Annotated in this window: 14 protein-coding genes and 1 pseudogene; 2 read left to right on the top strand and 13 right to left on the bottom strand. The window is 66.9% G+C overall.

Annotated elements, in window-relative coordinates:
* The first annotated feature begins 233 nt into the window (after positions 1-233).
* A pseudogene (locus AC58EF_RS27160) lies at positions 234-1,953 on the top strand (chloride channel protein).
* Here AC58EF_RS27160 and AC58EF_RS27155 read toward each other — a convergent pair.
* The 9 genes from AC58EF_RS27155 to AC58EF_RS27115 form a co-directional block, all read right to left on the bottom strand.
* Positions 1,950-3,104 carry a DUF1501 domain-containing protein gene (locus tag AC58EF_RS27155; protein ID WP_497279503.1) on the bottom strand — a complete coding sequence of 385 codons (1,155 nt, stop codon included), beginning with the start codon at positions 3,102-3,104 and terminating at the stop codon, positions 1,950-1,952. The pseudogene AC58EF_RS27160 and the gene AC58EF_RS27155 overlap by 4 nt on opposite strands.
* Positions 3,105-3,107: 3 nt before the next feature.
* A complete protein-coding gene (locus tag AC58EF_RS27150) occupies positions 3,108-4,661 on the bottom strand; it encodes a DUF1800 domain-containing protein (RefSeq protein ID WP_497279502.1) in 1,554 nt (517 codons plus the stop codon).
* 68 nt (positions 4,662-4,729) lie between these two features.
* Positions 4,730-5,221 (bottom strand): periplasmic heavy metal sensor, encoded by a 492-nt coding sequence (locus tag AC58EF_RS27145; protein ID WP_497279501.1) that lies wholly within the window; start codon positions 5,219-5,221, stop codon positions 4,730-4,732.
* A complete protein-coding gene (locus AC58EF_RS27140; RefSeq protein ID WP_497279500.1) occupies positions 5,214-5,654 on the bottom strand; it encodes a hypothetical protein in 441 nt (146 codons plus the stop codon). Before AC58EF_RS27140 ends, AC58EF_RS27145 begins: the two co-directional genes overlap by 8 nt.
* A complete protein-coding gene (locus AC58EF_RS27135) occupies positions 5,644-6,204 on the bottom strand; it encodes an RNA polymerase sigma factor (RefSeq protein WP_497279499.1) in 561 nt (186 codons plus the stop codon). The genes AC58EF_RS27140 and AC58EF_RS27135 overlap by 11 nt, the downstream gene beginning before the upstream one ends.
* Positions 6,205-6,225: 21 nt before the next feature.
* Entirely contained in the window at positions 6,226-6,588 is a 363-nt protein-coding gene (locus AC58EF_RS27130) for an EF-hand domain-containing protein (protein ID WP_497279498.1), read from the bottom strand.
* On the bottom strand, positions 6,588-7,007 hold the full coding sequence (locus AC58EF_RS27125; protein ID WP_497279497.1) for a hypothetical protein: 420 nt from the start codon (positions 7,005-7,007) through the stop codon (positions 6,588-6,590). The genes AC58EF_RS27130 and AC58EF_RS27125 overlap by 1 nt, the downstream gene beginning before the upstream one ends.
* Positions 7,008-7,030: 23 nt before the next feature.
* On the bottom strand, positions 7,031-7,342 hold the full coding sequence (locus AC58EF_RS27120) for a hypothetical protein (RefSeq protein WP_497279496.1): 312 nt from the start codon (positions 7,340-7,342) through the stop codon (positions 7,031-7,033).
* Positions 7,343-7,765: 423 nt separating this feature from the next.
* Complete coding sequence (locus AC58EF_RS27115; protein WP_497279495.1) at positions 7,766-8,668, bottom strand: LysR family transcriptional regulator; 903 nt, start codon at positions 8,666-8,668, stop codon at positions 7,766-7,768.
* 127 nt (positions 8,669-8,795) lie between these two features.
* Here AC58EF_RS27115 and AC58EF_RS27110 point away from each other — a divergent pair, with 127 nt between their 5' ends.
* Positions 8,796-9,125 (top strand): nuclear transport factor 2 family protein, encoded by a 330-nt coding sequence (locus tag AC58EF_RS27110; protein WP_497279494.1) that lies wholly within the window; start codon positions 8,796-8,798, stop codon positions 9,123-9,125.
* On the opposite strand, the gene AC58EF_RS27105 is transcribed toward AC58EF_RS27110, so the two are convergent.
* Genes AC58EF_RS27105 through AC58EF_RS27090 form a run of 4 tightly spaced genes read right to left on the bottom strand, consistent with a single transcriptional unit; the run spans position 9,074 to position 11,637 of the window.
* Complete coding sequence (locus AC58EF_RS27105) at positions 9,074-9,364, bottom strand: hypothetical protein (RefSeq protein WP_497279493.1); 291 nt, start codon at positions 9,362-9,364, stop codon at positions 9,074-9,076. The genes AC58EF_RS27110 and AC58EF_RS27105 overlap by 52 nt on opposite strands.
* 8 nt (positions 9,365-9,372) lie before the next feature.
* Positions 9,373-10,095: an SDR family oxidoreductase gene (locus tag AC58EF_RS27100; protein ID WP_497279492.1), complete on the bottom strand. Its 723-nt coding sequence runs from the start codon at positions 10,093-10,095 to the stop codon at positions 9,373-9,375.
* On the bottom strand, positions 10,092-11,168 hold the full coding sequence (locus tag AC58EF_RS27095; protein ID WP_497279491.1) for a quinone oxidoreductase family protein: 1,077 nt from the start codon (positions 11,166-11,168) through the stop codon (positions 10,092-10,094). The genes AC58EF_RS27100 and AC58EF_RS27095 overlap by 4 nt, the downstream gene beginning before the upstream one ends.
* Positions 11,107-11,637: a TetR/AcrR family transcriptional regulator gene (locus tag AC58EF_RS27090; protein WP_497279490.1), complete on the bottom strand. Its 531-nt coding sequence runs from the start codon at positions 11,635-11,637 to the stop codon at positions 11,107-11,109. Before AC58EF_RS27090 ends, AC58EF_RS27095 begins: the two co-directional genes overlap by 62 nt.
* Between the last annotated feature and the right edge of the window lie 353 nt (positions 11,638-11,990).

Raw genomic sequence — 11,990 nt, 5'->3', positions numbered from 1 at the left:
ACTATCGTGCTACGTCGCGACGCTCTAACCGGAAGGATCACTCGACTCGGAGAGTCCTGGCTCCTGTCGGCCCCTTCGCGTTGATGGCCGTGGCGGCGCTGGTCACCGTCGGGCTATCATTCTTCGGAACTCATGAGGCTGCCGCCCGCTTGGCGATGTCCGGTTCCGACGCTGACCCGGATTGGGACCTGTTCGGCGGCGCCGCGATGATGCGGCGGCCTCTCTAATCCCTCGTGCGCGAGGCCAATGCATTTCGGCGGCGTGTGCGCGTCAGCGAAGCCTGGTTCCTGCTGCTCGCGCTCCTGGTGGGCTGGATCGCCGGACTGTCCGCGCTCGCGCTCGGAACGATCGCGCACGCAGCCCAAAGGCTGCTGTTCGGTCTTAGTGGCGATGAGCGATTGAGCAGCCTCGCCATGATTGACCCGCTTCGGCTGCTGGCGCTGCCGGTCGGGGGTGGTCTGCTCGGATTGACGGTCTGGCTGATCCGCCGCCGGACGCCGATCGACGTCGTCGAGGCAAACGCCCTCCACGACGGCCGGATTCCGCGAAGGGATACGCTCACCGTCGTCGGACAGACGCTGCTGTCGAACGGCTTCGGCGCCTCGGTCGGGCTCGAGGCGGCCTATGCCCAGGCCGGCGGCGGGATCGCCTCGCTGCTCGGCCAGCGCCTGAAACTACGCCGCAACGACCTGCGCACCCTGATTGGCGCTGGCGCCGGAGCGGCGATCGGCGCGACATTTGGTGCGCCGCTGACCGGCGCCTTCTACGCCTTTGAGATCGTGCCTGGCGCCTATACGCCGGCGGCGATCGCTCCGGTCATGGTGGCCGCGCTGGCGGCGGCGCTGACGGCGCGCGGGCTCGGAGCGCCGCCCTATCTGATCGCCGCATCGAGCTCGCAGGCGATCGGAACCGCGGACTATCTGCTCTACGCCGGGCTCGGTCTCGTCTGCGCCGCGCTGGGCATCACTATCATGCATCTCGTCTCGCTGCTCGAAACGGGCGTGCGCCGGTCCAGGCTCCCCGACTATGCTCGCCCGCTGCTGGGCGGGGCGCTGCTGATTCCCCTGGCGCTGCTCTCGCCGCAAGCATTGTCCTCGGGACATGGCGCGCTCCACCTCAACCTTGCCGCCGATCTGACGATCGGCGCGCTGGCCGCGATCATCCTGCTCAAGATCGCCGCATCGACCGTGTCGCTTGGCTTCGGCTTTCGGGGCGGACTGTTCTTGCATCGCTGTTCATCGGCGCGCTGGTGGGACGGCTCTACGCGCAGGTTTTGGGCCTGTTTCCCCACCTCCATGCCCTGGAGCCTTCGGACGCGGCGCTGGTCGGCATGGCGGCGCTCGCGGTCGCGGTCGTCGGCGGCCCGATGACGATGGCGCTGCTCGTGCTCGAAGTGACGCATGATTTCGCGATCACCGGCGTGGTGATCACTGCGGCGTTGATCGCGATCTCGGTGGCGCGCGAGAGCTTTGGCTACAGCTTCTCCACCTGGCGGCTGCACCTGCGCGGCGAAACGATCCGCAGCGGCCGCGACATCGGCTGGTGCGCTTGCTGACAGTCGGCCGAATGATGCGCCGCGACGTGCCGGTCGCCGCCGCGAGCATGACTGTCGCCGATTTCCGCAGGCGTTTTCCGCTGGGGTCAACGACGCGCGTTATCCTGACGCGCAAGGACGGCCGTTATGCGGGCCTCCTCCCTACGGCGAGTGCCTATTCGGGCGGGATCAACGAGGCGGAGCAGATCGGCACGCATGCCATTCTTCCGTCCGCGTCGCTTCTCCCCGACATGCATATCGGCCAGGCGATGGACTTGTTCGACAGCAGCGAAGCGGACCATCTCGCCGTGCTGAACCCGCAGGGACAAGTGCTCGGCCTGATCACCGAGAAATATGTCCGCAAGCGCTACGCGGATGAGTTGGAAAAGGCGCAGCGCGAGCTCTACGGCGAAGACTAGGCCCGTAGCAGGCCGTCCATCAACTGGACATTCCTGCCTTCGGGAAACAGCGCCGCCATCGTTCGCGGCGCGTCGATCCCGAAATGCCCGGCGACCGCGCTGCCGATCAGCGTATCGAGCGCCATCGTCGGCCGGAGGTCGCGGGCCTCATAGAGCGCTGCATCCGATAGCCCCGGCCAGTCGGCGATCACGCGTCCGCCCTGGACCGAGCCGCCCAGCAGCATCGCCATTGACCCCGTGCCATGGTCAGTGCCTTGGGTGCCGTTGATCTTTACCGTGCGCCCGAATTCGGTCGCGACCAGCACCAGCGTGTCCGGCCAGAGCGGCCCCAGGCCCTGTTTGAGTGCATCGATCATGCCGTCCAGCCCTCGCAGCTGCGCCGCCAGACGCCCGCGCTGCTGCGCATGGGTGTCCCAGCCGCCGGTCTCGATCATCGCGATGCGCGCGCCGCCCCGCTCGCCGAGCAGCTTCGCCGCGAGTGCGCCGGTCGCCGCCGCGTTGCGGCCGTCGCTCCCCGCCATGTCGCTGGTCAGCATCCGCGTGGCGGTGGCCTGTTCCCAGAGTGCATGGAGCTGCGGATCGCCGGCATAGAGCATCGAGACCCGCCCGATCAGGTCGTCCGACGCGTCGGGCAGCGCCGAAGGCGCATAGCTCGCCACCTCGACCTTGCCGCGCAGCGCCATCGGCACGGTCGCGGCCACGGCGATGCCCTTGGCTTCCTCGCGCGGCAGCAGCGCGAGCAGCCGGTTGAGCCAGCCGTCCTTGACGCTGTAGGCAGCGCTGCCCCCGGTCTCGAGGACGTTCTGTCCGTCGAAATGCGACCGGTCACGGTAGGGCGAGGCGACGGCGTGCGCGAACAGGGCTTCCTTCGCCGCGTACAGGGCGGCGACCTTGCCGAGCGCGGGATGCAGCGCAAACATCGCGTCGAGCTTTGTCGCCTCTGCGAAATCCTCCGCCAGCACGCCGCGCTGGCCAACAAAGGCGGGGTCGCCGACCGGCGCCAGCGTGCCAAGGCCGTCGGCCGCGCCGCGCTGGATGATGAAGACGAAGCGCCGTTCGGTCGCCGCGCGGGCGAACGCCATGTTGGCGCTCAGGGTCGACAAGAGGAGGCTCATCCCCGTGGCGGTGACGAAGCTGCGACGAGTGAGCATGATCTATCTCCGCATCGATTCGGGGGCGACCAGCATCAGCGCCATCCCCTGCTTGGGACTTTCGGCGCGCGCGATTGCCTGCGCGGTCGCCTCACTCAGCGCGCCGGGAAAGAGCTGCGCCGCGCGCTCACGCGCGTCGATCATGTCGTTGGTGCGCGCGGCCATGCGCTCGGCGGCTTCGACCCGGCGCATGATCGCGTCGGGGCCTGCCCAGCTCGCCGCGGCATCGTCCCAGCCTGCCGGCGATCCCGGGCGCCACACCGGCTGGCCGAGCTGGTTGAGCAGGCCGGTGGCGGCCTGGGGCTGGAGTTCGCGGGTGCCGAGTGCCCGCATCGCGCCGATGCTCCATTCCCACGGCGTCTTGAACTTGACCGGCTGCTCCACCCAGCATTCGGGCGCGTCGACCAGCACGCGGTAGAGGCTCGGCAGGTCGCCGCCGGTCTTAAGGAACGACACCTCGAGCCGCGCGACCAAGGTCGCGGGCGGCTCGTCGCCGGCGAAATGCCGCGCGAGCTTGGTCGCGACGTGCCGGGCGGTGGCTGGATGTGTGGCCAGGAAGCCCAGCACCGACGCCGCCTGGTCTTCGCCCGCCTGCGCAAAGGTGCGTCCGAGCAGGCTGCGCGTGCCGGGCTCGTGCAGGCGCGGCGCGAAGACGAATCTGCCGGGTTCGCCGTCGACACCGGCGAACCGTGCGCCGGCACCGCGTCCGAGGCCCGCCACCGTCCAGCCGGTGAGCGCACGCGCGAGCTCGGTCACGTCGCCCTGGCCGTAGCCGGTGCGCACGCCCAAGGTATGCAGCTCGAGGATCTCGCGCGCCAGATTCTCATTGAGGCCGGCCCTGCGCTGCGCCTGCCGGCGCGCAGCGACCTGGCCTGCGACCGAATTGGGGCCGATCGAGGCGGCCTGGTCGAGATAGAGCAGCATCGCGGGATGGCGCTCGACCGCCTGGAGCATGGCGCCGAACGTGCCGGTCACATGCGGGCGGATCGCCTCGAACTCGAGTTGTCCCGCTAACCCGATGACGGGCAATTTGTCGATCGACACCGCGAAATGGTTCGACCAGAAATGCACCAGCCGCTCGGCAAACGGCGCCGGGCTGGTCAGCGCCAGCTGCGTGCGGGCTGCGACCGCGCCCACATAATAGTTGCGCGCCTGCTGGTGGGCGAAGCGGCGTGCCTGGGCGACCGGATCGCGCTCGGCGGGATTTGCCATTTCGGCACTCGTCGAACCCGCTATGTCCCGCTTGGAGGCGGCATTGCCGGCCCCGTCGTCGCCCTCCATAGACGGCGGCGTATAGCTGGCGGCACGGCGACGTTGCGGCGGCGCTTGTCCGGGCATCGCATCCCGCTTCTGCGTCCGAGCCTGGCGCTGCATCTGCAGATAATCGCTGAGGTTGCCCGCGATCGTGCCGGTCGTCGGCAGCACAGCCAGCACCCCAGGACGCGGCTCGAAACGATCGAGCTGATCGAGCAGCCACGCCTTCGGCCGGTCGGGCGCGGGCTGGTCGGGACGCGCGCCCAGGCCGAAGCGGTTGAGCGCGATGGCGGTTGCCGACATGAGCGAACTCCTTTCCCGCCTTCAACGCGCGCGCCGGAGGAATCCGTCGCACGCGGCCATATTTTCGATCAGGGCCGCGCGCCGCCCTGCTCGCGTGCCGGGGGCTGGCGCATCGTGCCCGAGCGATCAAGGCCCCGGGCAAGCGCCTCCCGTTCGGAAAGCGGCAGCCGGGCGGCGGCATCGATCACCGCTCCCTCCAGCCGCGTGCGGATGGCGACATCGGCGGCCCTGGCGCGGGCGAGCGCTGCCTCGAACGCGGCGCGGTCGAATGCCGGCCGGACGAGTAGGTCCGCCGCTTCGCGCCGGGCGGCGCGCGCCAGCTGGGCCTGCGGCCGCAAGGACACGGCTGCCGTGCGGACCGACTGGCGCAGCATGCGGCGATTCTCGGGCGAAAGCGCCTCGGCCGCCTGGCGCAGCCGTGCGGGACGGCCGATCCCGATGACGGGGCGCTGGGTTTCGACCCGCTGCCACATGATCGCGGCACCCGCGAGCCCGCCGATCACGAACACGTTCAGCACCAGCGAGACGATCAGAAGGATGCGGAGCGACCGGCTATTCATCGGCGATCCTGTCGAGATCGACATTGCCGAAGATCGTCTGCCCATCGCCCCAGTCTGCCGTGCGATGGTCGAGCAACGCCGGCGTCGCGAGCGACAGTGCCACAGCGCCGGTCAGGGCGCCGGTGAGGCCGACCCCGGCAAGCCCCAGGCCCGACCACCACAGGCGCGCGCGCGACCAGAGCAGTGCCGGCTGCGGCGCGACGGCAAGAATGCGACCGACCAGCGCCGCGGACGGCGCCGGGACGGCATAGGCGTCGAGCCAGGTATCGAGCCGGTTCTCGCGGGCAAGGACGGCAGGTGCGTCGGCCCGATCGCGCGCCAGCAGCGCGTCGGCGGCCGTCCGTTCAGCAGCGGGCCAGCGGCGCAGGTCGGCACCATAGGCCGCGGCGAGCGCTGCGAAGCGATCGCGGGTCGGATCCTGCTCACCCTGCATGGTCATTCTCCTCGAACAGCGTGCGCAGCCGCCGCCGGGCGCGCGCCAACAGGCTCTCGAGCGCCTCGACGCTGATCTCCATCACTGCCGCGGCCTCGATATTGGACAGCTCCTGATAATAGTGCAGCACGAGCGCCTCGCGCTGACGCTCGGGCAGCATCTGCAACGCGGCCGCCACCTGTCTCGCCGTGTCCGCCTCGTCCAGCGCGGCATCGGGCGCCGGCCCCGGATCGGGACGGTCGGGCACCGTCCCGACGGCGATCTCGCGTCGCCTGCGCAGACGGTCGTAGCAAAGGTTGAGTGCGACCCGGTGCAGCCAGGTGTCGATGCGGGCGTTGCCGGAGCGCCAGCGCGCCGCTTGCCGCCACAGCCGCACGAAGCTTTCCTGCGCGACGTCCTCGGCCTCGGCCGGATCGCCGAGCATCCGCGTCGCCAGCGCGAGCAGCCGGGGCAGCTTGCGCGCGATCATCGCGCGCGCCGCCTCGGCTTCGCCGCGCCCCACCCGCGTGAGAAGCGCGAGATCCGGATCCTCGCCTGGCGGCGCGGTCAAGAACCCGCTCTCCGGCCGCCCTCAATCGTCCGTTCTCCCACGCGCGGCGCGGCGCTCCTCGGCCGTGAGCGTGCCGTCGCCATTGGCGTCCATCCGCGCGAAGCGGCGGGCCAGCAGCGTGTCGAGCTCCGCTTGGTCGAGCGATCCGTCGCGGTTGGTGTCGAGCCGGTCGAACAACCGCCCCGGGTCCGCCTTCGCATTTGCCGCCGGACGCGGGCGTGCGGTCCATTCGGCCTTGGCGATGCGGCCATCGCCATTCGCATCGGCCTCCATCAGCCGGGTTCGTCCGGCCGACTGGAAATCGGCGAGCGTCATGCCGCCCGCCTGGGCGAGCGCAGGGCCGGCGATCGCCGAGCCGAGCATCAGGATGAAAATTCTACGCATCAGCGGCACCTTCCATAGCGATCGGGGGACGCGCCAGGGCCGCCGCGCCAGCCCGGCGGGTTCTCCCAATTGGTCCCGGGGCCGCCGGCGGGGCCGGGCGGGTTGCCGTCGCGGTCGAGCCAGCAGCGGCGCGCCTGATTCCACCAGCCCCAGTGCGGATGGAAATAGCCATAGCGAGCGTGATAATAATAGCCGCCCGGCCGCAGCAGAAACACGACGGGGCGCCCGCGGATCACGATCCGGCGCCGGTCGGGCGACGCGCCCGGCCCTCCGCGCGGCCCCGGCGGGTTCTCCCAGTTCGTGCCCCGACCGCCGCGCGGCCCCGGCGGATTATTGTCGCGATCCTGCGCGATCGCCGGCCCGGCGCCGATCAGGCCGGCGGCGATCACGGCGCCGAGCGTTGCGAACCTCTTCGACATGCCCAGACTCCTTACGAGTGACACTACCACCGGTCGCGGCGGTCGTGCTTCTGCACACGAATGTTGGCGCTTGCCCGGTCCTGCTGGGCATCGAGCCGGGCGCGCTCGCGGGCACTCAAACCCCCGCCGTCGGCGCGCATGCGTGCTTCGGTGCGCCCGATCCGATATTGCTGCCGTCCAAGCCGCGCCGCCTCGCGGCCGGTCAGCTCACCTGACCGCCAACCCTGGACGATCCGGTCGCGCTGATGATGCTGGCGCGCATTGACCTGCGCCGATGCCGGCGCGGCCATTGCGACGATCCCGAGTCCCGCGAGCGCTGCGATGAACAGTTTCATGTTAGATCTCCAAAACGCCTTCACGCATCGGTGCCGTGGCAACCGACTGGACCTTGAACGGGCGAGCGGAGAGAATCCGTCGCGATCATCCCGATGGCGGCAGGATTGAGCGATTGCTGTAGCCTACGGAATACCTGCTGGTCGCAAGGCCTAGCGGCCTATTCACGCTTAGTGCCGCCAGCGTAGGCACGGCGGCTTCTGAGTGCCAAACGGCGGCAAATGGCGGGCCACGCCCGATGATGATGAGCACTACGTCTACGCTGTAGCGCTACTCTAGTGCCGCCGAGAAGTGCCTCCAACCGCCTACCGACCGCATTTTCCGCCGTTCGATCTGCGACCGTAGAATGCCGAAACGCAGCTTCCGACCAAGTCCGGCCATTCGCGGGTGATTTTTCAAAGACCGCCTCTTGATCGAAGCGGCCGTTAGGTCCTCTCAGTCAGCGATTCACGGGCCATGCCGATCAATGCTTTGAAGGCCGCCGAAGGATTCCGTCGACTGGGATAATAGAGGCACAATCTGCCGAGCGGCGGCGTCCAATCTTCCAGCACGCGGATCAGGCGGCCCTCCGCGATATCCTCTCGGACATCCGACTCCATGAAATATCCGATGCCGACATCGTCCAGCACGGCGGTGCGCGACAAGCTCGCCTCGTCCAGGGTGATCGGGCCGGTGACGTCGATCTGGACGGGCTGCCCATCCTTTTCGAACTGCCAGCGATGCAGCGCGCCGTTGGGGAGCCGGATGCGGAGGCACGCATGGTGGAGGAGATCGGGCGGCACGCTAGGTTTGTCGTGCGCTTTGAAATAAGCGGGCGATGCAACCACCGCGAAGCTGCGCGGCGGCCCCACGGGAATGGCGATCATGTCGCTGGGCACGAGGTCGGCACTCCTCAGACCGAGATCGAACCCTTCGGCCACGATGTCGACGATGCGCCCCTCGGTGACGACATCGATATGGACCTGGGGATAGCGACGCAGGAACCGGAGGAGCAGGGGCGCGAGAATCTCCCGCGCGGCCGTTGGGAAGGTGTTGATGCGCAGCGTTCCGGACGGCGTTGCTTGCTGGGACCGGGCGGCCTCCATCGCGTCATGAATCGTCTGCACCGCCGGGCCGACCTCCGCGACGAAATTGCGTCCAGCGTCGGTCAGGGAAACGCTGCGCGTCGTGCGATTGAACAGGCGGACGCCGATCTGGCGTTCGAGCTTACCGATGGCGTTGCTCAATGCGGTGGTCGACAGGCCGAGCTCGAGCGCCGCCGCGCGGAACGAGCCGCGCCGTGCAATCGCGAGAACCGCGTCAAATTCTATCAGCCCATCCTGACGCATTGTCCCGATTTTCGTAACATCGCGTCGCGATCTATCCCGATTATCGCCGCACAGGTCCACCTCTATTTTGCTCTCACCACCACAGGAGCGCACCGAACAAGGCGCCTTTCAAAGAACGGAGATGAACATGACGATCGGTCTACCCGACATAATCGCGAAGTATTTCGACGCGGACCGGCAGCCGACCCCCGAGGGCGTAGCTGACTGCTTCACCGAAGACGCTGTCGTCAAGGACGAGGGAGGCACATACATCGGGCGGCCCGCGATCCGGGAATGGAAGACGGACTCGTCCAGCAAGTATAGCTACAGCGTCGAGCCTTTTTCGATATCCACGGAAGGCGACCGGACGGTGGTGATTAGCCATGTCGTCGGAAATTTCCCGGGCAGCCCGGTGGACCTGCGCTATCAGTTCGTCCTTGATGGACGGCAGATCGCCGGGTTGGAGATCACGCTGTGAGCGCCGCCGGCCAGAACTTTGCCCGCCAGTTCCTCGACCTGAGCGGCAAGCGCGCTCATCGCGTCCGGCACGCGCGGCGCGGGCGCCGCGACGGTCAGGCTTTTCCAGGAACTTGGCGCGCGCGTTTTGACGACCGCCCGCACCCGGCCCGAGACGATGGCGGAGTCGTTGTTCGTCGCGGCCGATCTGACAAGTGGGGCGGGTTGCGCCGCCCTGGCGGCAGCCGTGACCGCGCGCATTTCGCCGGTTAGAGAATGAAGCCGCCGTCGATCGTGATATCGGCGCCCGTCATGTAGCCGGTCTCCGGCCCCACCAGATAAGCAACGAGACCGCCTATCTCTTCGGGTTTGCCCAATCGTCCGATCGGTATGGAACCTCGTATGTGCTCGGCGAAGGGCGCCGTCATATCCGTCTCGATCGGACCGGGCTGGATGTTGTTCACCGTGATCCGCCGTGGAGCGAGATCGAGGGCAACGCCCTTGACCATCGCCGCGACAGCGGCCTTGGTCATGGAATAAACGCTGCTTCCCGGTCGGCCAGGCCGCTCGGCAGTATTGCTACCAATCGTCACGATCTTTCCGCCGTCGCGCATATGCCGAGACGAGGCTTGGATTGCCAGGAAGACGCCGCGCACGTTCACGGCGAGCGATTGATCGAGATCTTCGAGCGAGAAGGTGTCGATCGTTGCGAGGCGTAGAACCCCGGCATTCACCACCACGGCATCAAGCGGGCCGAGTTGATCGATCGTCGACTCCACCGCCTTTTCGATCGCCGCACTATCGGCGCTGTCTGCCTGTAAGGCGATGGCACGCCGGCCGGTAGCTTCGACAGCGGCGACAATCTGCGCTGCTCGATCGGGTTGAGAGACATAGGTGAACGCGACATCGAAGCCGCTTTCGCCCATGCGTTTCACGATAGCGCCGCCGATCCCTCGGGCACCACCAAAGACCATCGCTGTCTTGTTCGTCATGGGACCAGCACCAGCTTGCCCGCAGTCTTGCGGCTTTCCATGTCGGCATGGGCGCGCTTTGCGTCCGCCAGCGGATACTCACCGCCCGGATGGATTCGGAGCTTTCCTTCCCTGATCCAGTCGAAGAGCTGCTTTGAATGCTGCCGCAACAATTGCGGCGTGTGGATATGGTCCAGGAAGGTCGCGTATCCGATCTTGATGCTCTTCGGCAGCTTCATGACGTCGAGATCGCCGGGGCCACCCAGCACCGGACCGTACCAGCAGAAGGTGCCGGACCGCCGCAGGATGTCGAGCGAACCTTGAAAAGTGCTCGGACCCGAACCGTCGTACACGACATGCACGCCCTCGCCATTCGTCAGGCGGCGCGTTTCCTCAACGAAATTGCCCTCCGTATCGACGATTACATGATCGACGCCGCCGGCCTTGGCGATGGCGGCCTTCTCTTCAGAAGAGACACGGCCGATAACCGTGCCGCCCCGCAGCTTGATGACCTGCGCGAGAAGAAGGCCGACACCTCCTGCAGCGGCGTGGATGAATGCGAAATCGCCCGGCTGCACCGGATAGAAGTCCGTGGCGAAATGGCTGGCGGTCAAACCGTTCATCATGACCGATGCAGCCGTTCTGTCGTCAATGTCGTCGGGGACCGGGACCAGCGAGGTTGCCGGGATCGCTTTGCGCTGAACGTAGCTGCCGGGCGCATAGACCCAGGCGACGCGCTGGCCGATGGCGAAATCCTCGACGCCATCCCCGAGCGCGATGACGCGACCCGAGCCCTCGACACCAAGCACCTTGGGATTGGGCTTGTCCGTCCAGGCGATGCCGTGCCGGATACCGATGTCCATGAAGTTGACGCCAGCATAGGCAAGATCGACCAGCACTTCACCGGGGCCGGGCTCTGGCTCTGGTAGATCGACGAACTCCATCATGTCGCGGTCACCGATGCCGTTCATTACTACTGCCTTCATAAGCTCCATCATTGTTGAATGTTTGTTCCAAAACTTGGCAAAAAAATCAGCGCAAGGACCGCATGGCGATTTCCGCCAGACCCTTGAGGGTCCGCTGGTCTTCACCACCGCGCCCGGCAAGCCGGATGCCGGCGACGGCCGATATGAGAAAGCGCGTGACGATTTCCGGGTCCAGGTCCGGCGCCACATCGCCGTCTCGCTGCGCCTCACGAATCTGCGCGGCAATCGCGCCGTTCATGGCGTTGGACAGGGGCTCGTGGATCTCGGTGATATCGGGCTTCGATGTCCCGAACTCGTAGATCGAACTCATACCCAGGCACGGCGTAGCTGCCGTTTCCACCACACGGTCGAGCATGGCCGCAAGGCCGTCTATGGCGCGAGGTCCCTTCCGCAGGGCTTCGAAGTGCGCCGAGCACTCGCCTGAACCATATCGCCGAAGGGCAGACCGGTAGAGCTGCCACTTGCCCCCGAACGTATCGTAAAGGCTCTGACGACCGATCCCCATCGTATCGACGAGCATCTGCGCGGACGTACCTTCGTATCCATGCTCGCTGAAGAGCCGGATTGCGCCGTCCAAAGCCGCGTCAGTATTAAATTCTTTAGGTCTGGCCATACTCATCCCTCTACGCGATACGGAACGATCGTTCAAGTATGGATGTGGGTGCTCGATGTCCGCGTTAACGCTTGCCCGGTCCAGATGCTGACGCTCCGCAGTCGACACCTCTGCCTTCTGCGATGCTAGTCGGCGAGCGCTGAACGTCGGCTTCTGACACGAACTGCCTTTAGGCATGTTGAATGCGAACGGCAGCAAAGTCTAAGGATTTCGGGCGCTTGCGTACGGAATCCTTAGACACCAAGGACATCCTTTGTTGTTGGTGAACGACGAGATTTTGTCAGCCGTTGTTGACAAGTCGAGCCGTTCAACTCGAG

This window comes from Sphingobium sp. WR1, from assembly GCF_059693745.1.
Note: the sequence above shows the minus strand (reverse complement) of the source record. Positions and strands in the feature narration are given on the sequence as shown.